Raw genomic sequence first — 23,611 nt, 5'->3', positions numbered from 1 at the left:
TATCGACGCGATGACAACGCGGACTTGACCGCAACCGGCAAGGCACGGCAAATGCCGCCATGCTGATTTACAAGATTCTTCGCCCCGCCGAATGGGCAGAGCTGCAGGCCCAGGGCCGCACGGTCGGTGCGCCGGTTGATCGCGCCGATGGGTATGTTCATTTCTCCACTGCCGCGCAGTTGGCTGAAACGCTGGCCAAGCATTTCGGCGGCGCGCCGGAGCTGATGCTGCTTGCTGTCGAGGCTGACGCATTGGGGCCGGATCTGCGGTGGGAGGTTTCTCGCGGGGGACAGGACTTCCCGCATCTGTACCGGGAATTACGGATGGATGACCTGCGTTGGACCCGCGCGGTGACGCTTGGCCCCGACGGCCATGAAACCGGGCCGCTTGAATGAGTGCGTTGGAAAAGCTGGGGCTGGCCGCGCTGCATCGGCTGGACCCTGAAAGGGCACATGATCTGTCGCTGAAGGCGCTGGCGGCTGGTCTGGTGCCCCTGCCCGGCAAGCCCGTAACCTCGGATCGGCTGCGGCTGCGGCTGGCGGGACTGGATCTGCCAAACCCGGTCGGGCTGGCGGCAGGCTATGACAAGAACGCACGCGCGGTAGCGCCGCTGATGCGTGCGGGTTTCGGCTTTATCGAACTGGGCGCCGCGACCCCGCGCGCGCAGCCCGGCAATCCCAGGCCGCGCCTGTTCCGGCTGACGCAGGATCGGGCGATCATCAACCGTTTCGGCTTTAACAATGAGGGTGCGCGCGCGATGGCCGCGCGGCTGGCCACCCGTCCAAAAGGAATCCCGGTCGGCCTGAACATCGGTGCAAACAAGGACAGCGCCGATCGTGCCGCCGATTTCGCCAAGGTCGTGCGGATTGCGGGGGATAGCGCCGATTTTCTGACGGTGAATATCAGTTCGCCCAATACCGAGCGACTGCGCGACCTGCAGGGCGCGGCGGCGCTGGCCGCGCTGCTGGATGGGGTGATGAGCGCGCGAAATTCGCTGACGACCCGCCCGCCGGTCTTTGTCAAGATCGCGCCCGATCTGGATGAGACCGCGCTGCGAGACATCGCAGCCGTTGCGCGCGAGGCCCGGATCGACGCGATCATAGCAACCAATACGACGCTATCGCGTGATGGCGCGCACGATCCGCAAACGGCGCAGGCTGGGGGGCTTTCGGGGGCGCCATTGTTCAACCGATCGACCGGTATTCTGGCGCGGTTGTATCTTGCGACGGAGGGGAAAATTCCGCTGATCGGTGTGGGAGGTATCTCGACCACACAGCAAGCATGGGACAAACTGCAAGCAGGCGCGACCGCCCTGCAGCTGTATTCGGCATTGATTTATCAGGGATTTTCGTTGGCCAGCCGGATCGCGCAGGAATTGGGCGAACGGCTGGATCAGGAGGGGCTGACGCTATCGGATCTGACCGGTAGCGCCGCCAAGGACTGGGCTCAGAGATAATCCTCGATGCCCAGCACTTGATTCATGGAAATGGACGGCTCGCTGCAACCGGCATCACCGATCACGCGGGCTGGAACGCCAGCAACCGTCTTGCAACGCGGCACATCCTGCAGGACCACCGAGCCGGCCGCGATCCGCGAATGATCGCCGACACTGATATTGCCCAGCACCTTGGCACCCGCGCCGATCAGCACGCCATCACCGATCTTCGGGTGACGGTCGCCATCTTCCTTGCCGGTACCGCCCAGGGTCACGGAATGCAGCATCGAGACATCATTGCCGACGACGGCGGTCTCACCGATGACGATGGAATGCGCATGGTCGATCATGACGCCATTGCCGATGCGCGCGCCGGGATGAATATCCACGCCAAAGCACTCTGAGCAGCGCATCTGGACCAGATAGGCCATGTCGCTGCGACCCTCGCGCCACAGCCAATGTGCGATGCGATAGGCCTGCAAGGCCTGAAAACCCTTGAAAAACAGAATAGGCTGGATCAGCCGATGTGTCGCTGGATCGCGATCATAGACGGCCAGCAGATCATCACGCGCGGAATCGCCCAGCGATGGATCCCGAGCATAGGCCGCATCTGCGATCTCGCGCAGCAGTTGCTCGCTCATTTCGCCCGATGCCAGCTTCATCGAGAACCGGTAAGCCATGGCCGCTTCCAGAGTGGGATGATGCAGCAGGCCCGCATGCATAAGCGCGCCCAGCAGCGGCTCTGCCTGCACGGCTTCTCGCGCCTCGTCATTGATCTGTGTCCAGATCGCCAGACGCTCGCGCGCGACGCCGGGTTTCACATTGCTCTGCATATTCATGGCATGCCCGCCCGTCTTGTTTCAGCACCCTATTTATACCATCGGCGGCGAGGGTGAAAGGACGGGCGGACAAAACTTCAATTCGGCAGGCGCAACGACAGCCAGTGAACCGCCATCTTGACACGACCACCCGAAAAATTGCCGCCGACGGCGGTCATGATCAGGTTTTCGGCATTCCAGTAGGTCACCGGTTGGCTCAGGATACCGCGCGCCCAACTGCCCAGCCCCTTGCCCAGCCCCTGACCAAAGCGATTCTCGGCCCCCTGGGTGCCCAATTGCCAACTGGTCAAGCCGCCGGTCAGCGCCTGACTGACCCTTGCTGTTGCGCCGATGACCATCACGCCGGCGGGTATCTGCAGGGCAGTCACGATGCTAGGCCCCGCCGAAACGTTCACCTCTGCCTCGGCCAGCCCGGCAGACAGCCCCCCGCCCAGAGGACCAAGAGTCAGCGCACCCGCCGCCCAATCGCTGCCGTCATGGATCGCGCTGACGCCTTGGTCCGCAACAAAGGCGCGTTGCCCGGCTGATGGGGGCTGGAACACCCAGCCGCCATTTGAGGCAATCGCGATCTGACCCTGTCGTCCCTGCCACGCGCCCGTTGCGGACGCGGGCACCGACCAGCACAACCCATCGGTGACGCTGGCTGGCGGCGAGGTTCTGGTGGCGCTTTGCAACACCAGTCCGACCATCCCGTCCAGACGCATCAGCGCCTCATTCACGGTCACATGCTTTTGGGCCTGCGCCGGTTGCAACAGAGGCATGCCCAACCTGCTGGTATCATTGCTCGCCATCGATTTTCCTCCTGACAAACGGACCCGCGCCAAACTGATCTGACAACTGGGCCACTTCGATATGGAATGCCCCGCCGGTCGCGGCCTGTTGCCAGACCGTTTGCGGGACCTCATGCTCGGGCGCGTCGGTGCGCACTTCGTAAAGAACGGCACCTTGCTGCCGCAGCCGCAGCAAGTACTGTTCGCGGCTTTCGCCCAAGGGCACGTCCGGGCCGTCCCAACCATCGCCATCGATCCGCGTGCGCCGCACCCAGGTGATCTTCCGCCCTTCGCGGCGCAGATGGCAGGGCGCATAGGGCCGCAGGCCGATCCCGCGCAGCGTGAACGAGCCCGACCGATAGGTCATGTCGCCCAAGGGACGCTCGGCCGGGCCAACCTGCCAGAACCGCTGTTGCCCGCGCACGGAAGGCGGCAGATCGAACTGCCGCAAAGCGCGGTCGACGATGACGACGGTGCTGCCAACCGGCCAGACTGCAGGGATCAGCGCGTCGGTTCCCGCCTGCCCGCGCAGGCGGTCGCTGACCTCCCAGACGCCCGCTGCGACCAGGTTGGCGTTGGTAAACTGCAGCAACTCCCAACCGTTCTCGCTGCCGTCGCCGATGGCCAGCAAATTCGCGCCATTCAACAAGGCGGATTGAGCGACCGAACTCAACTCGCCGCCCTGCAGTCGCAAACGCAGGGGCTGACCGCGGTCCAGCATCCCGGGCCGCGCGGCTGACAACGGCGTTTCCGTAACCCCGATCATGGCGGGTTGACGCAGGATCTGGTTCAATTCGAAACCACCCTGCGCATCGTTTGATAAATACGCTGCCACATGACCCGGCCAGGGTTTCGCCGCAGCCGCCAGATAGGGGGCATGAGGCACCTCATCACCCCGCATCAATGGCAGATCCAGAACAACCGACCTGACCGGCAGCGGTGGCTGATATGCCTTGATCGAGCCGCTGATTTCCACCGAAAGTGCCGGCACATAAATACCCGGTTCGACCCTTTGTGCATCAACGATGAGCGCACCTGCGCGTTCTATCCGGTCGATGCGCCATAAATGCGAACGGTCATCGGTGGCGCGCATCCGAACAACGTCGCCCGCACCCAGATGCGCCAGAGACGGTGGCAGGGCAAAGCGTGCCGCATCACGTGAAACCCGCGATTCAGCAAGCCAACGCTCGGCAATCGCACGCCCTTCGGGTCTGGTCAGCGCCATGGGGAATTCGCTGTCGGCCACGGCTGTCGGGTCGTCCCCCGGCAGCATCGTCTCGGCGGTGCAGGGCGTGTACCCCGATCCCGCTTCGACATGGGTCAATCTGACACGGCCGGCCAGTTCAGGTTCCGCCGCACGGACGGCTTGAAAATTCTCGATCTCTTCTGTCACGGCCAGGTGCTCGGGGCCAAGATCGGCGACCGGCAGGCCTTTGCGCATCACAAATGTCAGAACGCCGTCACGCTCTACCGCATCGAAACCATGAGCCAGCATCAAGGGCTGCAGCATCGAGCGCCCAGAGTCGCCACCATTTGCGACATAGCCGCGGACCACGCCGGACAGCCCGGTCGTGTCGTAATGCCTGACGCCGGCTGCCTGGCAGATATCACCCACCACGCTGGCCAGCGGCACGGCACCAGCGCGACCGTTGAGCCAGTGCCCACGCTCCCATGCCAGGCCGTCGCTCCACAGGTCCAGGCGCTGAGGGAATGCCGGATAAGGTCGCGCGTCCCAACACCAGACATGCGCCCGAGATACATCGACCATCCGGCCACCATCGGCCATCTCGGGGTTGTTCTGTGGATCCGACCAGTAGGCCATGATTGCCCGGACATAGGCCGCCTGCAACGCATCATCGCGCCGCCCGTTCGAGTAATACGGCAGCCGGCTTTCCGAGCTCATCGCGTCGAGGAACTTGTTAGGCTGGTTGGTGCCCTTGTCCAAAGCCGCGCAACCGATCTCGGTGAACCACACCGGCTTGGAGCCGGGCACCCATTGCGTCGCCTCGGCGCTACGGACGCCGTTCGGTCGGTTGAAATGCGGGTTTTGCCACCAGCCGCTCAGATCCTTGAAGCGCCAGATCCAGTCCTCGCCATGGGCGCCATCGAAGATCGGCGTACGGCGCTGATCGTCGCGGTCCTGTTGGCTGGCGTAATACCAGTCAAAACCTTCGCCACCCGCAACATTGGCCAGCAGATAGTCGTGATTGTCGATGCGCCGCCAATCCCCATCCAGGTGCTCCGAGCCATCACGCCAATCCGACATCGGCATATAGTTGTCGATGCCGATAAAATCGATGTTCTCATCGGCCCAGAGCGGGTCCAGATGAAACATCACCTCACCATCGCCCGGCTGGTGGCCGAAATATTCCGACCAATCCGAAGCATAGCTCAGCTTGACCCCTGCACCCAGAATGGCGCGAACGTCGGCGGCCAGACGACGCAGTTGTGCCACCGCAGGATAGCTGCGTCCGGCGCCACGGATCTGCGTCATGCCGATCATCTCTGACCCGATCAGAAAGGCATCAACCCCTCCTGCCATCGCGCAAAGATGCGCGTAATGCAGGATAAAGCGTCGGTAAGACCATTCCGCGGGGCCGGCATAAACGATCTTGCCATCAACCACGCTAAAGTCCGATGCCTCGGCAGCACCGAAAAACGCGTCGACCTCAGCCACGGCGGCGGCGGTTCCGTCGGTCGAGCCCGCGCGCCCCGGCGCCAGCGCGGTCGTGATCCGGCCACGCCATGGCATCACCGCCTGTTCCTGGCTGCCGTAGGGATCAGTCAGCCCATTGCCTGCGAGTTGCTCCATCAGAATGAACGGATAGAAGACAGCCTTTTTTCCAGCCCGATCGATTGCCTCAATCGCCTCAAGAACCGACTGATCCGAGGGTGTGCCGCCATAGATCGGCCTACCCTCCACCTTCGCGATTTCGCCTGCATCGTCTCGGGCGATCCCACCGGCTCGCCAGTCCATGTCATGGCCGGCGGCTTCCACATTTTCCACCTTGGGTTGTACGTTGCATTCACCGATCCGCAGATCGTCGCCGAACCAGGAAACAACCAAGGATACTGAACCGACATACGGCAATTCGCGCCCGAGGGTCCGCAAACTGACGGCGAAATCGGTGCCGCCTGCTGGGGTGTTCAGGTTGGTGATTTTCTGGCCAAATACCCCATCCTCACGCATCACCGGTGTCGTCGCCAGGGAATATTCGCCGGTGCCCGGGATCATCGCAACAGCCGTAACATCGCCGGCAAGACCCGAGCCATCCTGGGCAGGGCGCGTTACCTCAAAGCTAAGCTGAGGCATACGGTTGCCCCACCGCTCCAGGCTGAGATTTTCCAGCACGACATAGGCGGTCCCGCGATAGGCCGGTGCATCTTCGCCCTCGTGCGTGGCGATGGTGGCGTCGGGTTGCTGTGTCTCGTCGCCGTGATGAACCTGCATGTTCAGATCATCCGCGGCAATTTCTTCGCCATCGGCCCAGACACGCCCAACACCCAGAATACGGCCCTCGCACAGTGCAAGGGCGACAGACAGGCGATAGCTGATCTCTATCACCTTTTGCTTCGGTGCGCCCTTGCCACCACCCTGGCTTTGCCGGATCTCTTCCAGCGGCGACGCCCAGATCACATGAGCCGGCAGGCGCATCTGCCCCCAAACCTGCGGGATGGCCATACCCTCGCCAGCGGTCTGCAAACGCAGGCGATCGATCCGTCCGGTCTCAACGGCCTTCGATCCGCCACCCAGCAAACGCTGATCAATGGCACGCCCGATCGTGGCCCCTACCGCGCGGCCGATCACCGCACCCGAGAGGCCCAGGAACGCGCCACCAAAGCCCGCACCGACCGAAGCTCCAACAGCCGACAGCACCAACGTGGCCATAGCGACCCTCCTTCAATTTTGTATCAGGGAAACCGAAACCTCTGAACGACGCGCTGTCGCCAGGCGGCGCTGTACGAGCTTTCGATGACGCCATGCCCGCTATAGGCATGGACAAAACTGGATCGCTCACCCAGTTGAACCAACAACCCCAGATGTTTGGCGATCGCACCTTCGCGCATCCGAAACAGCAATACCTGTCCCGGCGCTTCTTGCGCATCTCGCGATAGCGCCACCAAATGACGCGTCGCGCCCCGCAGCAGGATTTCGGTGCGCCCCATCTCGCCCCAATCCGCAGAGTAGGGGGGCACAGGCTCGGGTTCGGCACCATAAAGCTCGCGCCAGATACCACGGATCAGACCCAGGCAATCGGAACCTGCGGCGCGGGCGCTGGCCTGGTGAACATAGGGCGTACCGATCCAGTTGCGCGCGATCGCAACGGCAAGATCACTCATTTTCCGCGCCGCCTCCAAATCGATTTCGGGACTGATTCCAGCCCACGGACAATTTGACATCGGGCTCTCTGCGCGCCTTGTCTGGCGACAACAGCCAGTCCTCGCTTGGCAGATGCGGGAACCCACGGAAATTCAGGAAATTGTTAAATTTACCGCGACAGGTGCTGCTGTGTTTGTCGCACCCTGCCGTCACGCGAACCCGATCACCGGGGACCGGGATCTCGGCCAATGCAGCCCAAAGATCCAACACCCGCGCGCCGCCGGGCAATGTCAGATCGTTCTTGATCTGAGCAGCCATCCCGACCGCGCGCCCCGAGATCACCTCGATCGTCCCGCGTTCGAACCAGCCGCTGGTAAACTCGCCCAACTGCGCCAGCGTCAGGCGGCCATCCTCGCCCACAACTTCAACCACCGCCTCGGCGCTCAGCTTTGGGTCAAGCAGATCCACACCGCAGTCTGCGTCGCCCAGTACGGCCGAGCAGCGTGGATGATAGCGTCGCCCCCGCGACTGGTTCAGAGGTTCGGACAGCCCCCGCAACTCAGCCCGAAATGCACCTCCTGCGCGCGAAACCTCGCCCAGACTGCCGCGAAAGATCATCCGCCGCGACGCAACATCCGTCCAGTCGACCTCCCACATACGCAGTTCTGCGCTGTCCCACCGACCGGCCATCAGGTCGGCCTCGGTGATCGCATCATCGGTCAGCGCACCTTCGGCCTCGGTGTTGTCGACCGACAGACCGGTCCCCTGCACGACGGCCCGCGCGGTCATGCCGCTATCAGGGCGAAAGCGGATACCTTCGAAAGACAGAGCCTGATCGTGGTCGGTAAAGCCCAGCTCCAGCCCGTCCTTGCGACTGATAGCCCATGCACGGGCCAGGGTCGTGACGCTCATACCCGCACCTCAACGATTGGAACCTGGGGCATGGCGCCGGCCTGATACGAGGCGACCGAAACCGCAATGTGATCCGCATCGAAACGCACTGGCACGTCGAACTCAAAGCCCGCAGTGACCTCTGCGCCGATTTCCGGCGGGGTATCAAAGCTCACGATCCCCAGACCATGATCCACGCTGTAGCCCTCACCCGGGAACAGTTCGATCCCACCTACGCCGGCGCGGACACTGTCCAGCACCGGCTTCGTGATTGGTCGCACATAGCGCGTCGCACCTGACACATAAGCCTTGGTCAGTTGAAACAAGCGCGTCTCGCCATCGCCCTCGCCGATGACCTGATCGGTAAAGGCGGGATTGGCTGAATGCTGTCCGCTTCTGTAGTCCGACCAGTCTTTCCAGCGAAAGCCATGCAATTGACCCGCCCGCGCCTCAAAGAAGGCCAGCAATGCCTGCACATCGTCCAATGATCGCAATCCCATGCCCGCGTCATAGCGCCGCCGCGAATGTGCCCAGGGCGAGTTTCGCTCTTCATAACCGCTGGCCAGGGTGACGATCTCGGACCGCCTTTCGGGGCCGCCGACCGAGCCAAAGGAAAGGTTCGCCGGAAACCTGACGTCGTGAAATGCCATATCGCTTTCCTCCTCAGCCGTTGCGCTCGCCGCGCGCCAGCGCCCGGCCCAGTTGCGCCGCAATCTGCGACTGACTGCGCCGGAATCCGGTCACATCAGGCGTGGTTACATTCATCGTCACATTGATCGGCCGACCACCACCACCGGCAACTGCGACCCCCAACCGGCCATCCGCCCCTCTGCGCAACGGCATGATCGCCTCTGGACCGGCCTCACCCATCAGCCCGGTCCCACCGCGCATCGGGAAAGAAGTTGGCTGGCTGACCACCCCACCCTTGGCAAAAGGCATCACCCTGCCCTGCACAAAGGCGCCACCGTCAGCAAATGGCATCGCGCCCGAAACCATGCCACTGATCCCCTGCGCCAAGGTGCCGGCCAAGGCCTGCTCGACCGGCTTCATGGCAATGGAAAAGATCGTGTCAGATATTGATCGGGCCAATCCGCGCAGGGCATCCGACAATTTCATGCCGTCGAAAACCAGCCCCTCGAATGCATGGCGCAACCCGCGTTCCAGCCCACCCGACAACGTGCCAACCTCGCGACTGGTGAACATCATCGACTGCCGCAATCGCGACAGTTCCGCCTCGAATTCAGCCGTCATGCTGCTGGCCTGATCGAAATCATCGTCCAGCCGGTCAAGCCCGGCCGCGAACCCGTTATTATCCGTCATGAAACGGTCCTCGCTTGCTGAAATCCTGCATCCCCGGCTGTTGCTCAGTCGGGAAAGCGCGCCGCCATCTCGGCCAGGCGGTCACGTGTCATGGCGGGCGGTCCGGCCTCGACGCCCAGCATCAGTGCCAGTTCAGCCGGGGTCAGCGCCCAGAATTCGGCCGGGCGCAGGCCCAGACCGCGAATGCCTGCACGCATCAAACCCCGCCAATCCAGACCCTGCGGCCGGACTTGGGCCGCGCCGCTCATGGCTCAAGCCGAAAGGCGCGGGCCAGCAGCTCTGCCGCTGCTCGCGCCGCGCCCATCGGCCCACCCCCGAACTCGGCTGACATCAATTCGTCAGCCGCACCCTGCCAGCCAGCGCCACGCAAGCCCGCCAGCAGTACGGCCAGCACATCGCGGGTGGTAAAACTGCCGCCCTCGAAACGACCAACCACCGCCAGCAGGCTGTCGCTGCCCAGAGCCTCTTCCAGTTCGGCCAGCGCGCCCAGTGTCAGCCGCGCGACATGCGGCCGACCGTCCAGCAAGATCTCGACCTCGCCACGCATCGGGTTCACCATCAAGCCGGCTCGAACGTGAGCGCACCGGCAGAGGCCATCGACAACTCATATGTCGCTTCGCCATTGTAGCTGCCCGAATATTCCAGCCCGGTGATCTGGAACGGTCCCTCGACAATGCCGAAATCAGGAATGATCACCTGAAAGCGCGGCACCTCACCGTCAAAGAATATCTGCCGCGCACGGCCATCCGTATCCGCGTCGCGGAACACACCCGAGCCGCTGATCGACGCGCTGCGCACGCCGGCTCCGCCCAAAAGCTCGCGCCAGCCCCCCTGGCTTTCCAGGCTGGTGACATCCACCGTTTCGGCGTTAAAGGCCAAGCGCGAGGCGCGCAGCCCCGCAACCGTCTCGAAAGTACCATCGCCGATCATGTCCATCTTGATCAGCAGATCGCGCCCATTCTGCACTGCCATTTTGTCGTCTCCTCAGCCCAGATCAATCCGGGCGCGAAAGGTCAGATCGACCCGCCGCGCCGCACCGTTTTCAACCCGCCGCGCCTTTGCGCGCAGGAACCACATCCCCGCAAGATGCCCATGCGCCAGCACCGTTTCGCCGCTTTCCAGAACCGCGCTGACAGCGCTGGCAACCTCTTTCACAGCGCCGAAGCCGTCCGTCTCATCCGTGCCGGACAAAACCGAAACGACGAAATCATGCCGCGATCCCCGTGCCGACACGTCGCCCGCATCACGCGCATCGTCAGGGCCAAGCGAAACATATACGCCGCTTGGCGCCTCGACCGGCATCGCGTCATAGACCGCATCGCCGACCAGATCAGACAGCGCGACATCCGCGCGCAACTGCTGATAAACGGCGGCCTGCAAGGCCACCCCCGCCGCATAGCTCATGCCTGATCCTCCTCACGTGCAAAGCAGGTGAGATAGCGCCCGTCCGGGTCGCTCTCGGCCACTGCCTCTATGCGGAACACGCGTTCACCCAAACGCAACCGCTGCTCGGGCCCAGGGCGACGTGGATCACCGCTGACGGCAGCCCGCGTCACGATCCGCCAGCGAACGACACTTTGCGCACCCGCCTGCCCCGAACGCTCGCGTCCGCTGCCCGCGCGCATCTCGGCCCAGATCTTGCCAACGGTCTGCCAGGCCAGACGATGCCCGCCCATGCCATCGCTTTGCCGAACCGGGCTTTCCAGCACCAGCGGCACATTCAGCCTTGGTTCCGCCATCAGCGTACCCCCCGAGAGGCGCCGCGCCCGGCCAAAGTGCGAACCGCACGCCAGCGCTCGATCAACGCGGTCACGCCAAAAGGCAGCGCCGCCTTTGATCCCGAAAAGCTGCGATCCTCATAGAATTGTGCCGCCAGCATCAGCACCGCCTGCGCCAGATCGGCAGGCACCGCATCCCAGTCCTCGCCAAAGCCCGCCGTGAACGTCACCGTCACAGACCCCAGACGCGGCACATTCGGCAGGATCACCCCTGCCGGCAGGATCATCGGGCGCTGCAAGTCCGCGATCAGCCGCCAGCTTGCCGCCGGTATCTCGGTGATCGTGCCTGCACCGTCGTCAACCTCGATCCGCTCGACCGCCACCACCGGCGCAAGCGGCAAGGTCTGCCCCAGCCGATCGCGCCAATCATCCAGTTGCATCCGAAAGCGCCGCGTCAGCAGCACCTTGCCCGTCCGTGCTTCGATCGTCGCGATCGCCGCCCGCAAAAAGCCTGCCAGGGCCCCGTTTTCCGCCTCGTCATCGGCCAGCCCAAACCCCGAGCCCAGCCGCAGATGATCGCGCAACCGGGCGACAGGCAGCGCCTCCGTCGCCGGCGCCGTTTCCTCGATCAGCATCATGTCCCGAACCTTCCCTGCTGCCGTTCCGCCAGAAATCCATTGCACCGCCCCGCCCGGCGGGCGAAGCGGCTGCATGTGGGGGCCGCACCCGCGCGCCAGTCCTCAGCGCGCGCGGACAGTCTTGCCGGTCAGACCAGCGCGAGTTGCGCGGCCCCCTTTCACCCGATCCTCAGATCAGGCGAATTTCATCAGCTTCACAGCGCGGAAGTCGGTCACGCCGCCGCCGACGCGTTTGGTCGCATAGAACAGCACATGCGGTTTGGCGCTGAAGGGATCGCGCAGCACGCGCAGATCGGGACGCTCGACGACGGTGTAGGCCGCATGAAAGTCGCCAAAGGCAATCGACAGCGAGTCCAGATCCAGATCGGGCATGTCCTCGCTGATCATCACCGGATAGCCCAGCAATTGTGCCGGCTGGCCAGCCGCGATCGAGTCGGTCCAGACAAAGCGGCCGTCGGCATCCTTCATCTTGCGGATCGTCGCCGCCGTTTTCGAGTTCATGACAAAGCTTGCATTGGCGCGATATTCCGCGGCCAGCGCGTAGACCAGGTCGATCAGCGCATCGGCAGGATGTTCGGTGGCAAAGCTTCCCAGGCTGCCACTGCTGACAGTCCCGATCTGACCGTCGCCCTCGGCGCCATGATCGGCGGTCGGATAGGACAGAATGCCGCGCGGCTTGTCGATGCCGTCGCCGCTGATAAAGGCACCAGCCTCGGCGCGGGCAAACTTGTCGGCGATGCGCTCTGCCAGCCAGCCCTCGACGTCAAAAGCGGCATCATCCAGCAACCGCTGGCTGGCCTTGGGCATGGCCGACAGTTCGTGGACCGGGATCGAGATGCGGTCGATCCCGCTGCTGCCGGTTTCGATCGCGTCGGCTTCGGTCGCCCAACCAGCACCCAGATCGCCCTTGTCGACCAGCACCTCATAGGCGGCGCTTTCCACCATCACGACATGGGCCAGCTTGCGCAGCGACGCGCCGCTGCTCAGCACATTCTGGACCGTTTCCGCGACTCGCGGCGTAGCCAGAAAACCACCGTCACTGGCAACGGTCAGGCCCTTTTCCTCGATGGGCAGGCCGCGCAGCGCATCATCATCGCCGCTGCGCAGATAGGCGTTGAACGCCTTCTGATGCGGCACCTCGACCTCGGCATTGGTCGACAGTGGGGTGCGGCCACGAAGGGCGGTTTTGCGATCCAGCATGGTCATACGTTCGTCCTGTGCTTGAAGTTTTTTCTGAATATCGTCACGGAAGCATTTGAGTTCACTTACGAACCCAAGCATCGCTCCCTTCAGCTCGCCGGGCATATCCTCCCCGGCCGCGGCTTTCACCTCGGTCATAGATGTCTCCTCATCACGATGGTTCAGGGCGATGCCGCCCCTGTCGCCGAACCGCGCCACAGCGCGGCCCGAACCCTGTCAGACGCCCGAAGGCATCAATCTAGATCGGCCCGCAAAGCCCGGGTTGCCGCGGAAAAGACCGCAGCCATTTCGCGCAGATCGTCAGCTGCCTTGTGGCCAACCTTGGCCTCGGGCAGCATCGGAAAGGTCACCAATGACACCTCCCACAGCGCCACCTCGGCAAGCATCCGGCGACCCTTTTGATCGCGCTCGGCCCTGATGGTGCGATAGCCGATCGACAGCCCGTCAATCGCGCCCGCCTGGATCAGCGCCGCCGCCTCACGCGCCTGCGCCACATCGGGCAGCAGCCGCCCCTTGACCCATAAGCCCTTCTCGTCCTCGCGGATTTCATCCCAGACGCCGATGGGGCGGGTCGGATCGTGCTGCCACAGCATCCGCACCTTGTCGCCCTTTCCCGCCAGCGTCTTCAGACTTGCCGCAAACGCGCCCGGCAAGACCGCATCACCGCCCTGATCAGTCAGACCAAACAGGCTGGCATAGCCCTCGATGACAGATCCATCCGTCAATGTGGGCGCACCGCCCGCAAATTTCAGTTCCAACCCAAGATCCATCTCTCAGCCCCCTTTCGGCGCAAATTCCAGAATGCCTTGCACGGCCTGCGTCAGGATGACGGCCACCACGCCATAGACGGTCATCCACAGCCGGCGCTCGAGGCCCTCGATCATCGACTCGATCTTCTCCAGGCGCTTTTCGACGGCCCCGAACTGCAGGGCCATGATCCGCTCCTGTGCCTCGAAACGCAGGTCATGCCAGCCCAGCGCATCCTTGACCAAGCGTGAACCCTCCATACTCAGATCATCCATCGGCAAGCGGCGGCAGCCCCAGCAACGCCCGCTTTTCGGCGTCGCTCAGGAAAGAGGCCTCGCCGATCCGCTTCCACTGCTGGTCGCGCTCCCCGGCCAGTGCCGGCACCTGATCGGGATCGGGCCGCAGATCCACCTCAGTGCCCAGATGCTCGCTCATCCACCAGGCGACGCTCGCCGCCACCCGCGTCGCCAGCGGCAGGACGGTCAGGCGGTAAAACGCGCGATGCGCCTCGGCATAGTTGGCATAGGTCGCGTCACCGGGGATGCCCAGCAGCATCGGCGGCACGCCAAAGGCCAGCGCAATCTCGCGCGCTGCCGCCTGCTTGGTCTGATGGAACTCCATATCCGAGGGGCTGAACCCCATCGGCTTCCAGTCAAGCCCCCCCTCCAGCAGCATCGGGCGCCCCGCATTGCGCGCGCCCTGATGGTTTGCCTCGATCTCGCAGACCAGCCGGTCATACTGATCAGGGGACAGGCTGCCCTGCCCATCGACGCCCTTGTAGATGATCGCCCCACTGGGCCGCGCCGCATTGTCCAGCAGCGCCTTTGACCAGGCCGACGCGCTGTTATGCACATCCAGCGCCACCGCCGCCGCCTGCATCGGCGACAGCCCGTAATGATCGTCCTGCGGGTGAAAGCTCTTGATATGACAGATGGGATCAGGCGATCCGGTCATGTCAAAACGATGCTTCCGGCCGCCCACCGCATATTCAAACGCCACCGGCCAGCCATCCGCGCCGGGCACAATGCTCATCCGATCAGAACGCAGCACATGCAACTCATCGGGCAAATCGTCATGGCCCAGCCCGACAGCCTCGAGGTAGCCATCGCCCGACAGCAGCATCTGGCCAAACAAGGCCTCGAACAACTCCGCCCGTCCCTGTCCCGGATTTGGCCGGCGTAACAGATCCAGAACCGGATGGACCTCATAGCGACGATCCTTGTCCTGACAGATCAGTGGAACCGCCGCCGCCGCCTCGGCAATCAAGCGCACAGATCGGAACCCGACCGGGTTCCCCACAAAGCCGCCCCGCGTCAACGAGCCGGTGTCGCGCGCGGTCCATGCCACCCGGCCCGAGCCGCTGGCGAACGCCACGACCCGACCCGTCGCGCTGGCCTTCTTTTCCACCACGGGGGCGGATTTTTCCTCCCGTGAAAACAACCGAAACGCCATTTTTCGCCTCCTGCTCATCGCAACGAAAAAGGCCGCACCCCAAACGGCACGGCCCTTTCTTCTTCATCCAAATATCCTGGGGGGAAGCCTTTGAGGCCCCATCGAGGGGCCGCAAAGGCTGGGGGGCAACGCCCCCCGGCCCCGCTTACAACTGCCGCAACTGCGGTCGACGATAACTCGCCGCCGGTTCGATCATCAGATCGTGCATCGCCCAGACCAGCGCATCCAGCCGATCCGGCGATCCGCGTCCTTCAAAACCGCGCACGGTCATCTGAACCATCTGATCCTCAAGCGCCCCCAGATTGCCCGCCCGCAGATGCCGAATGCGACCCTGCTCATAAAGCGCCGCGACCGGCTCTGCCCGCAAGCCTTTGCCGCGTGCGGCTCGCAAGCCGCGGAACGGCACCAGCGGGTCCACCTGCCGGATCACCTGCTCGACCAGATCGCCACCCTGGTTGACCTCGGCAACCAATCGGTCGGCGCCGTGGCGATCCATCGCCGCAATCGCCGCACGCGCCCAGTCCATCGGGCTGCCTTTTACGGTCGCATCCTCCAGCACATAGCCTTGCCAGGCCCCCGGCTCGCCCTCGCTGACAACACCCGCAACCACGATCCCGCATTCATCGCTGGCCTTGCCCGCCGTCACCGCCGGATCCACCGCAACGACCACGCGCGACAGGCTTGGCGCCCGCTCGACGCGACAAGCCTCCAGCATCGCCGTCGTCCACAGCCCGCCCTCGACATCATCCAGCAGCACACCGTCGAGTTCCTGCCGGCCAAGTCGCGTCCCGCCATAGCGGGTCTGAACCTCGGCCAGAAAGCTTTCTGCCAGATAGGCCCGGTTCGCATCCGTTGGTGCATGGGTGGTCACTGTGGACGCGTTGCCCAATATCCGCTTCAGCACGCCCACATTGCGCGGCGTCGTGGTCACCACCTGCTGCGGATGCTCGCCCAGACGCAGCGCGAATTGCAGCATGTCCCAGCTTTCTTCCGCCTTCTTCCACTTGGCCAACTCGTCGACCCAGGCCGCGTCGAATTGCGGCCCGCGCAGCGCCTCGGGCTCATGCGCGGAATAGACCGTCGCCGTGGCGCCATTGGCCCAGACCAACCGACGCCGCCCCGCCTCCCAGACCGGGCGGCGATCTGGCGGAGAGCAGGCAAGGATCCCGCTTTCCCCCATCACCATCACCTCGCGCGCGTGATCAAAGGTCTCGCCCACCAGCGCCACGCGATGGCATGTCCCCGGTGCGGCGGCGGTCGGCCCCTCGACCATCCGCCGCACCCATTCGGACCCGGCGCGGGTCTTGCCCGCACCGCGTCCGCCCATGATCACCCAGCTTTTCCAGTCACCCTCGGGCGGCAGCTGATGTGGCAGCGCCCAGAACTCGAACAGCCAGGGCAGGCTCAGCAGCGCATTGTCACTGAGCCCATCCAGAAATTCGTCAACCTCCTCCTGCGCGGCGGAGGCAAGCCAGGCGGCGCCCGATCTCATCTCTTGCGCCGTCAAGGTCAAGGCTGCCGCCTCCGACCCCGCCGGCAATGTCCTTGCGAAGCTTGTCAACCTTATCCCTTTCCTGTCTCAAATGGCCGCACGCCTCGCGGACGTCGCGGGCCGACGTTATCGCCTTCTTGAGGGCGGCCGCGTCGATTGCGATCTCCTGGCCGGCCTCTATCGCCCGCCAGTCGCGTTCCAGATCGGCGACATAGCTCCACAACAGTCGCGAGGCCAAACCGACCTCGTCCAGTTCGTTCGGCTTGATCGCCCGTTCTATTGCTGCCGCTACCGCCTCGCGGTCGGTATCAGACATGCTTTCGATTGCCGCGAACGGCCCCTCGGGGGTGTTATCCCCGACCCACTCCATATCGTTCATGCAGTACTGCCCCGCCTCGTGTTCTGTCCGCACGAGCGAGAAACGAAAAAGCGGCCCAAGGGTCCTACCCCGGCCGCTTGCCCACTTCTCCCAGCATGTAAACTTTCTACCTTAGGGCGTTCGGTAAGTCAATCTGGAATACAGGCGCCGCCACAACAATGACGATTTATCTAAATATATCAATCATATACATAACGCAACAGGGGCAGCGCGCGCCGCGCAACACTGCCCCTGATAATCAATAATTCAACCTATGCGGGCGTCATAATCCCGAATCCAGAGGCCGGATCAGGCCGTCTTGGTCTCGGTCTTGGCGCGCGCCTCAGCGGCGGCGGCAACGGCCCGGCTGGCCTCTTCCTGCACCTGCTGCGCATAGGACACCATATTGGCGGCATAAGCCTCGGACCAGTCGGCCACGTCTTCGTCATGCATATGCTTGGCGGCCTGACGCATTTCCTCGCCCTTGGCACGCAGCCGGGCGACTTCGGCGTCCCAGTCGACCTTGGATTTTTCCCACTGCGCCTTCACTTCATCACTGGCGTCGTCGAAATAGCCCTTGATCTGGGCCTCCATGTCTTTCTGGCGATCTTCGGCAGAGGCGGACCAGTTGCGCGCGCTTTGCATCAGATCTTCGCTTTTGTCCTTCATGTCGTCCTGCCACTTGGCAGCGCGCTTCTCGAATTCCTGCGCATTGCGGGACAGGCTGGCGAACATTTCCGATAGTTTCATCCTCAACTCCCCCTTCTCCGCGCGCGAAAACGCGCGCCCCTCAGTAAATCCAAACAAAAAAACCCGCCCGATGGTTCCGGGCGGGCTTTCAGTTGTCCACCGGGTGCCGGCGCTCAGCCGTCGGTTTGAACCGGGCTTTCGGTGTTCTCGCCCCGTTGCGCCTCGATCTCACGCCAGCGCGCAACATTGGCGTTGTGCTCTTCCAGCGTGCGCGCAAAAGCATGGCCACCGCTGCCATCTGCGACGAAAAACACGAAATCGGTTTCAACCGGGTTCAGCGCCGCCCGGATTGCGGCGCGACCGGGATTGGCGATCGGCGTCGGCGGCAGCCCGTCGATCTGATAGGTGTTGTAAGGCGTCGGCGTATCCAGTTCCGACCGGCGCAAGCCGCGATCCAGAATGCCCTCGCCCCCCGTCACACCGTAGATCACCGTCGGGTCGGTTTGCAGCCGCATCCCCGATTCCAGCCTGTTCACAAAGACGCTGGCCACCATCTCGCGCTCATCAGGAACGCCGGTTTCCTTTTCCACGATAGAGGCCATTATCAACGCCTCTTCGATGCTGGCATAAGGCAGACCAAAGGGCCGCGCCTCCCATTCCTGGTTCAGGATGACCTCCTGCCGACGACCCATCTCGGCCAGTAGCGCGGCGCGATCATCGCCGGCGCTGACCTCATAGGTATCGGGCGCCAGACTGCCCTCGGCGGGAACAGAGGCAACCTCGCCGCCCATGAAAGCAGCGGCCTGCAACCCGTTGACCACCTGCCAGCTGGTGACGCCCTCTGCCATGGCGATCCGCAACCGTGCATCGGGTTGCTGAATGGCGCTGGCAATCGTCTCTGGCTCGGGCTCGGCTGCGGGATCGTATTTCACCCGCTCTTCATAGGTGCCGGTCTCGGGATCAATGTCGCGCAGCACCACGCTGTTGGCCCGCACGCCGATCCGAAAGATGACCTCGGTCCCGCAGGTCGAGGGACCGCCCTCGGTGATGACGCCTGCGATGTCTTCCATGCTGGCATCGGGTTGCACCAGATAGGATCCATATTTCAACTGCCCCGCCAGGCCCTGATAATCGACGCCCGCGCGAAAGATATAGGCGCTGCTGATCGCACCCTGTTCAGCCAACTGGTTGCTGACGGCGTTCAGACTGGCGCCCTGCGCGACCTGCACGCATTGCGCCAGCGCACTTGCACCCGGTCCGCTATACTCGCGCTTGCCCCAGGCAATACCGCCAGCCAGCGCGATCAGCAGCACAATCGACAGCGTCAGAAAATTAGAGGCAATGTTACGCCACATCAGTCGGACACCTTACCCAGGATCAGGCTGGCATTGGTTCCGCCAAAGCCAAAGCTGTTGGACAGCGCCACATCAACCTTGCGCCGCACTGCGGAATTGGCAGCCAGATCCAGCTTGGGCTGAACCGCCGGATGATCCAGATTGATCGTCGGCGGGCAAATCTGGTCGCGGATTGCCAGCACGCAAAAGATCGCCTCGACCGCGCCAGCCGCGCCCAGCAGATGCCCGATGCTCGATTTGGTCGAGGACATCACCACGTTGCCTGCACCGTCACCCAGCAGCCGCTCCACCGCGCCCAGCTCGATCGTGTCGGCCATGGTGCTGGTGCCATGCGCGTTGATGTAGTCGATGGCCCCCGGCTCCAGCCCCGCCGAACGCAGCGCATTCGTCATTGCCCGGAAACCGCCATCGCCATCCTCGCTTGGCGCGGTGATGTGATAGGCATCGCCCGACAGACCATAGCCCAGCACCTCGGCATAGATCCGCGCGCCACGCGCCTTGGCGTGTTCGTATTCCTCCAGCACCACGACACCAGCACCCTCACCCATGACAAAGCCGTCCCGGTCCTCGTCATAGGGGCGGCTTGCCGATTGCGGGTCGTCGCCCCGCTTGGTCGACAGCGCCTTGCAGGCGTTGAAACCCGCGATCCCGATCTCGCTGATCGGCGCCTCGGCACCACCTGCAACCATCACATCGGCGTCGCCCAGCATGATCAGCCGCGCCGCATCACCGATGGCATGGGCGCCTGTCGAACAAGCCGTCACAACCGCATGGTTCGGCCCCTTGAAGCCAAACCGGATGCTGACCTGACCGCTGATCAGGTTGATCAGCGATCCGGGAATAAAGAATGGCGACACCCGCCGCGGCCCGCGTTCCTTGATCAGGACAGCGGTCTCGGCAATGCTGGTCAGCCCGCCGATGCCGGACCCGATCATTACCCCCGTGCGTTCGCGGTCCTCGTCTGTCTCAGGCGTCCAGCCGGAATCGTCCACGGCCTGCTGCGCGGCAGCCATGCCATAGAGGATGAAATCATCGACCTTGCGGCGGTCCTTTGGCTCCATCCAGTCATCGGGATTGAAACTGCCGTCGCTGCCATCGCCAAAAGGGATTTCGCAGGCATATTTGGTCACCACATTCTCTGGATCAAAGCGGGTGATCGTCCCCGCCCCCGACTGCCCGTCCAACAGCCGTTCCCAGGTCGACTCGACACCCGAGGCCAGCGGAGTGACCATCCCCAGCCCGGTGACAACAACTCTGCGCATGGCAATTTCCTTATGCTGCCCGTCTTTTCAGACCTGATACACGCGGTGTGCGGACCGCGCAACGCCGGGTTGGTCGCGGCCTTTCACAGCCTGGCGACCGGCACCCGGCACCCATCCGATGCTATTGCTCGACCATCTGGACGATCACCTTGCCCTTGGCCCGGCCCGTTTCCAGATAGGCCATCGCCTCGGCAATCTGATCAAAGGGAAAGACCCGGTCGATCACTGGCGCCAGATGACCGCCCTCGATCATGTCGCCCAGTTCAGCCAGTTCTGACCCGCTTGGATGCATGAACAGGAACCGATAGCTGACGTCGTTCTTTCTGGCTTCTGCCCGCAGCTTTCTGGAGACAAACCAGAAAACCGCCGTCATGACCGATCCCATACCCAGATCCTTGCGCGCGGTCTGCGGCTCGGGCAGGCCCGCGACGGACACCACCTTGCCGCCCGGCTTCACCACGCCAAAGGACGATTGCAGCGTCTCGCCACCCAGCAGATCGAAGACGCCATCCATATCGCGCAACTGATCCTCGAAGCGTTCGGTCGTATAGTCGATCACCCGATCCGCGCCCAACTGTTCCACCAACTCGCGGCCACGCGGCGATGCGGTGGTGATGACCTCCGCGCCCAGCCATTTCGCGACCTGAATGGCAAATGTTCCCACGCCGCCCGCGCCGCCCGGGATAAAGACCCGCTGCCCCGGCGTCAGGCCGATTTCGTCGCGCAACGCCTGCAGCGCCGTCAACCCGGCCAGGGGTACACCAGCAGCCGTCGCCAGATCGACGCCATCCGGCACGCGCGCCAGCAAGTCCTGCGGAACGGCCGCATATTCTGCAAAGGCGCCCATTGCTTTCTTTGCCGTGCGCGCAAAGACCCGGTCACCCTTGGCGAAAATATCGACACCATCGCCCAGTTCCTCGACGACACCCGACAGCTCGTTGCCCATGACGGCAGGCAGGCTATAGCGCAGCAGCGCCTTGATCTCGCCCTCTCGGGTCTTGAAGTCGACGGGATTGAGCCCCGCCGCGTGAACCCGCACCAGCACCTCGCCCGGCCCCGGCTGAGGGCGCGGGACCTCGCGCAGTTCAGAGGCGTCGGCGGCGCCGTAGCGCGTCATGACAAAAGCCTTCATATCTTCGATCCTCATTTCCGGTTCTTGCGGTCGCAGTGCCGCAAATCGGCGGTCAATCTGTCCGCCATTCCATCGCAGGATAAAATTGCGGTGCGCGCACCGATCAAGTCCAAGCCCGGACACCAGCGAGAATTGGCGCATGGCAATAAGGTCAGCTATATTGACTTACCTCAAAAACTGCGCCAACGATTTCTCTACCGGGTAGGGGGATGATCATGTCGCTGGACCAGCTCTTTGCAAATCGCATGTCACGGATGCAGGCCTCGGAAATCCGGGAATTGCTCAAGCTTCTGGACCAACCCGACATCATTTCCTTTGCTGGCGTGATCTGATTCCAGACGCGCTCGGGCGCGAAATGCCCGCCGGCGTCACGTGGAACCGACCCGATGGTGGCATGTTCATCTGGTTGACCCTGCCCCGGCATATGGACGGCGCAGAGCTGCTGGCCAGGTCACTGCAAACCGAAAGGGTCGCCTTCGTTCCCGGCCATGCCTTCCATGCAGATGGCAGCGGCCGCAACACGATCCGGCTCAGCTTTACGCTGCATGACAAACCGCTGATCGATGAAGGCATGGCCCGCCTTGGCCGCCTGTTGCGCGCCGCCTGAGCCAGGCTGACCCTGCGTCCGCCTTGCGCCAGACGAAAACCGGACCCATCCTGCACCGCATGAATTCAGGCAATCACGTCGCACATCCCCACATGAGCAGGCTGCGCCTGATGTTCTCGCATTGGCCCATTTCGATCATGGCCCTTGCGATGCTGGCCGGCCTGATCGCGCTTGCCCTGGGGCCGTGGTGGCTGTGGCCGCTGGTGCCGGTCGGCGTTGCGATGCAGATGATGAACGAATACGCGATGCACCGCTTTCTGTTCCACCTGCCGCCGCCGCGCGCGCAATGGCGCTTTGACCTGCTGTACCAGGCGCATTACGGGCATCACGATTTCCCGACCGTGCCGGGGCTGTTCTTCGTGCCGTGGTGGGTGGCGCTGCCGATGCTGGCTGTGCACTATCTGGCCGTCAGCCTTGTGGCGGGCCTGATTCTGCCCGGCTTGGGCTGGCAGATCGGCGCGGCGATCATCCTGCTGGGCGGTGTCGGCACCTTTCTGGGCTATGAATGGTTTCACATGACCGCCCATCTGCCCGTGCCCAAAACCGCCCCCGAGCGTCACGTGACGGTGCTGCACAACCAGCACCATTTTCGCGATTTCACCCGCTGGTTCCACGTCTCTCCGGGTGGCGAGGTGATCGACCGGGCGCTTGGCACCGCCATCGACCGCGATGCGCTGCGTCGCGCCCAACGCGATGAATTCATGACCACCCTCGGCCTGCGCCCTGACGACCCGCGACTGATCGCAGCCAGGGCGCGCTTTGGCCCGCGTCACGGCATCACCGCGGAACAAATCACCCGCGCTGCACGGTGAGACGCGGCCTGATCGCGCGCTTGCGACTTGCGCCAGCGCGCCTCAGGCCCCATTCTTGAAGTATGAAACGCGTCTACGCCCTGCCCCTGATCGCCCTTCTGGCCGCCGCCCCCTTTGCGCTGGCCCAGACCAACGATTCCGCCCCGGTCAGCCCCGAATACGACTATGAGCCGCCGATGGCGGACCAGCCGGATGCGGGCGCAGAGGGATCGGTGGACGAAGGCGCCGGTCTGATCGGGCGCGGCATGGACATGCTGTTTCGCAACCTGATGAACGAGATGGCCCCCGAGATCGAGGGCATGTCGCAAGACCTTGCCGGCGCCCTTTCGATGATGGGTCCGGCACTCAGCGATCTTTCGGTGCTGGTCGATGACATCGCCAATTATCAGACGCCCGAGCGGTTGGAAAACGGCGATATCGTCATTCGCCGCAAGCCCGGCGCCCCGCCGCCACCGGCGATTGGCGAAGGGTTGCGGGACCTCGGTCGAAACGCACCGGGCAGCGACACGGACCCCGATGAGGCTGGCCCACCCGTGGATCCCTCACAGCCACAGATCGAACTTTAGGCCCCT

The 23,611-nt window shown here is 63.6% G+C and carries 28 protein-coding genes; 5 read left to right on the top strand and 23 right to left on the bottom strand.

The features are described 5' to 3' along the window. Positions 1 to 59: 59 nt before the first annotated feature. Complete coding sequence (locus tag CUV01_RS12895; protein ID WP_101460836.1) at positions 60 to 395, top strand: DUF952 domain-containing protein; 336 nt, start codon at positions 60 to 62, stop codon at positions 393 to 395. Continuing rightward, complete coding sequence (locus CUV01_RS12890; RefSeq protein ID WP_101460835.1) at positions 392 to 1,456, top strand: quinone-dependent dihydroorotate dehydrogenase; 1,065 nt, start codon at positions 392 to 394, stop codon at positions 1,454 to 1,456. Before CUV01_RS12895 ends, CUV01_RS12890 begins: the two co-directional genes overlap by 4 nt. Here CUV01_RS12890 and cysE read toward each other — a convergent pair. The 23 genes from cysE to CUV01_RS12775 form a co-directional block, all read right to left on the bottom strand. Further along, positions 1,447 to 2,274, bottom strand: a complete 828-nt coding sequence (gene cysE / locus CUV01_RS12885; RefSeq protein WP_101460834.1) for a serine O-acetyltransferase — start codon at positions 2,272 to 2,274, stop codon at positions 1,447 to 1,449. The genes CUV01_RS12890 and cysE overlap by 10 nt on opposite strands. 77 nt (positions 2,275 to 2,351) lie before the next feature. Next, positions 2,352 to 3,065: a DUF2793 domain-containing protein gene (locus tag CUV01_RS12880; protein WP_101460833.1), complete on the bottom strand. Its 714-nt coding sequence runs from the start codon at positions 3,063 to 3,065 to the stop codon at positions 2,352 to 2,354. Next, positions 3,052 to 6,933 (bottom strand): baseplate multidomain protein megatron, encoded by a 3,882-nt coding sequence (locus CUV01_RS12875; protein ID WP_101460832.1) that lies wholly within the window; start codon positions 6,931 to 6,933, stop codon positions 3,052 to 3,054. Before CUV01_RS12875 ends, CUV01_RS12880 begins: the two co-directional genes overlap by 14 nt. 23 nt (positions 6,934 to 6,956) lie before the next feature. Further along, on the bottom strand, positions 6,957 to 7,385 hold the full coding sequence (locus CUV01_RS12870; RefSeq protein WP_101460831.1) for a C40 family peptidase: 429 nt from the start codon (positions 7,383 to 7,385) through the stop codon (positions 6,957 to 6,959). Next, entirely contained in the window at positions 7,378 to 8,277 is a 900-nt protein-coding gene (locus CUV01_RS12865) for a DUF2163 domain-containing protein (RefSeq protein WP_101460830.1), read from the bottom strand. Before CUV01_RS12865 ends, CUV01_RS12870 begins: the two co-directional genes overlap by 8 nt. Beyond that, the gene (locus CUV01_RS12860) at positions 8,274 to 8,906 is read right to left on the bottom strand and encodes a DUF2460 domain-containing protein (protein ID WP_101462076.1); all 633 of its coding nucleotides are present in this window, start codon (positions 8,904 to 8,906) and stop codon (positions 8,274 to 8,276) included. The genes CUV01_RS12865 and CUV01_RS12860 overlap by 4 nt, the downstream gene beginning before the upstream one ends. Before the next feature lie 13 nt (positions 8,907 to 8,919). Then, positions 8,920 to 9,576, bottom strand: coding sequence for a phage tail tape measure protein (locus CUV01_RS12855; RefSeq protein WP_101460829.1), 657 nt, complete (start codon positions 9,574 to 9,576; stop codon positions 8,920 to 8,922). A gap of 44 nt (positions 9,577 to 9,620) precedes the next feature. Beyond that, positions 9,621 to 9,824, bottom strand: coding sequence for a phage tail assembly chaperone (locus CUV01_RS12850; RefSeq protein WP_101460828.1), 204 nt, complete (start codon positions 9,822 to 9,824; stop codon positions 9,621 to 9,623). Then, positions 9,821 to 10,135: a gene transfer agent family protein gene (locus CUV01_RS12845; RefSeq protein WP_101460827.1), complete on the bottom strand. Its 315-nt coding sequence runs from the start codon at positions 10,133 to 10,135 to the stop codon at positions 9,821 to 9,823. The genes CUV01_RS12850 and CUV01_RS12845 overlap by 4 nt, the downstream gene beginning before the upstream one ends. Further along, positions 10,135 to 10,548, bottom strand: a complete 414-nt coding sequence (locus CUV01_RS12840; protein WP_101460826.1) for a phage major tail protein, TP901-1 family — start codon at positions 10,546 to 10,548, stop codon at positions 10,135 to 10,137. Before CUV01_RS12840 ends, CUV01_RS12845 begins: the two co-directional genes overlap by 1 nt. 12 nt (positions 10,549 to 10,560) lie before the next feature. Next, positions 10,561 to 10,980, bottom strand: a complete 420-nt coding sequence (locus tag CUV01_RS12835) for a DUF3168 domain-containing protein (protein WP_101460825.1) — start codon at positions 10,978 to 10,980, stop codon at positions 10,561 to 10,563. After that, complete coding sequence (locus tag CUV01_RS12830) at positions 10,977 to 11,315, bottom strand: head-tail adaptor protein (protein ID WP_101460824.1); 339 nt, start codon at positions 11,313 to 11,315, stop codon at positions 10,977 to 10,979. The genes CUV01_RS12835 and CUV01_RS12830 overlap by 4 nt, the downstream gene beginning before the upstream one ends. Beyond that, positions 11,315 to 11,932 (bottom strand): head-tail connector protein, encoded by a 618-nt coding sequence (locus tag CUV01_RS12825; RefSeq protein WP_101460823.1) that lies wholly within the window; start codon positions 11,930 to 11,932, stop codon positions 11,315 to 11,317. Before CUV01_RS12825 ends, CUV01_RS12830 begins: the two co-directional genes overlap by 1 nt. A 174-nt stretch (positions 11,933 to 12,106) precedes the next feature. Continuing rightward, the gene (locus CUV01_RS12820) at positions 12,107 to 13,270 is read right to left on the bottom strand and encodes a phage major capsid protein (RefSeq protein WP_101462075.1); all 1,164 of its coding nucleotides are present in this window, start codon (positions 13,268 to 13,270) and stop codon (positions 12,107 to 12,109) included. Between the two features lie 95 nt (positions 13,271 to 13,365). Continuing rightward, positions 13,366 to 13,902 (bottom strand): HK97 family phage prohead protease, encoded by a 537-nt coding sequence (locus CUV01_RS12815; RefSeq protein ID WP_101460822.1) that lies wholly within the window; start codon positions 13,900 to 13,902, stop codon positions 13,366 to 13,368. Between the two features lie 3 nt (positions 13,903 to 13,905). Further along, complete coding sequence (locus CUV01_RS12810; RefSeq protein ID WP_101462074.1) at positions 13,906 to 14,139, bottom strand: GTA head formation protein, RCAP_rcc01685 family; 234 nt, start codon at positions 14,137 to 14,139, stop codon at positions 13,906 to 13,908. Positions 14,140 to 14,146: 7 nt separating this feature from the next. Then, a complete protein-coding gene (locus CUV01_RS12805) occupies positions 14,147 to 15,331 on the bottom strand; it encodes a phage portal protein (RefSeq protein WP_101460821.1) in 1,185 nt (394 codons plus the stop codon). A gap of 145 nt (positions 15,332 to 15,476) precedes the next feature. Then, positions 15,477 to 16,823: a DNA-packaging protein gene (locus tag CUV01_RS12800; protein WP_101460820.1), complete on the bottom strand. Its 1,347-nt coding sequence runs from the start codon at positions 16,821 to 16,823 to the stop codon at positions 15,477 to 15,479. Beyond that, entirely contained in the window at positions 16,774 to 17,202 is a 429-nt protein-coding gene (locus CUV01_RS12795; protein WP_157994854.1) for a permease, read from the bottom strand. The genes CUV01_RS12800 and CUV01_RS12795 overlap by 50 nt, the downstream gene beginning before the upstream one ends. A 288-nt stretch (positions 17,203 to 17,490) precedes the next feature. Further along, positions 17,491 to 17,931: a hypothetical protein gene (locus tag CUV01_RS12790; protein ID WP_101460818.1), complete on the bottom strand. Its 441-nt coding sequence runs from the start codon at positions 17,929 to 17,931 to the stop codon at positions 17,491 to 17,493. A 113-nt stretch (positions 17,932 to 18,044) separates the two neighbouring features. Further along, on the bottom strand, positions 18,045 to 19,226 hold the full coding sequence (gene mltG, locus CUV01_RS12785; protein WP_101460817.1) for an endolytic transglycosylase MltG: 1,182 nt from the start codon (positions 19,224 to 19,226) through the stop codon (positions 18,045 to 18,047). Continuing rightward, a complete protein-coding gene (gene fabF / locus CUV01_RS12780; RefSeq protein ID WP_101460816.1) occupies positions 19,226 to 20,488 on the bottom strand; it encodes a beta-ketoacyl-ACP synthase II in 1,263 nt (420 codons plus the stop codon). Before fabF ends, mltG begins: the two co-directional genes overlap by 1 nt. 121 nt (positions 20,489 to 20,609) lie before the next feature. After that, positions 20,610 to 21,635 (bottom strand): NADP-dependent oxidoreductase, encoded by a 1,026-nt coding sequence (locus CUV01_RS12775; protein WP_198731818.1) that lies wholly within the window; start codon positions 21,633 to 21,635, stop codon positions 20,610 to 20,612. A gap of 340 nt (positions 21,636 to 21,975) precedes the next feature. On the opposite strand from CUV01_RS12775, the gene CUV01_RS12770 reads away from it, so the two are divergent. The 3 genes from CUV01_RS12770 (at position 21,976) to CUV01_RS12760 (ending at position 23,605) form a co-directional block, all read left to right on the top strand. Next, complete coding sequence (locus CUV01_RS12770; protein WP_198731817.1) at positions 21,976 to 22,227, top strand: aminotransferase class I/II-fold pyridoxal phosphate-dependent enzyme; 252 nt, start codon at positions 21,976 to 21,978, stop codon at positions 22,225 to 22,227. A 92-nt stretch (positions 22,228 to 22,319) separates the two neighbouring features. Next, positions 22,320 to 23,039, top strand: coding sequence for a sterol desaturase family protein (locus tag CUV01_RS12765; protein WP_101460815.1), 720 nt, complete (start codon positions 22,320 to 22,322; stop codon positions 23,037 to 23,039). A gap of 62 nt (positions 23,040 to 23,101) precedes the next feature. Further along, complete coding sequence (locus tag CUV01_RS12760; protein ID WP_101460814.1) at positions 23,102 to 23,605, top strand: hypothetical protein; 504 nt, start codon at positions 23,102 to 23,104, stop codon at positions 23,603 to 23,605. The last annotated feature ends 6 nt before the right edge of the window (positions 23,606 to 23,611 follow it).

Source organism: Paracoccus tegillarcae, from assembly GCF_002847305.1.
GTDB lineage: Bacteria > Pseudomonadota > Alphaproteobacteria > Rhodobacterales > Rhodobacteraceae > Paracoccus > Paracoccus tegillarcae.
This window is presented reverse-complemented; position numbering and strand designations above follow the sequence as displayed.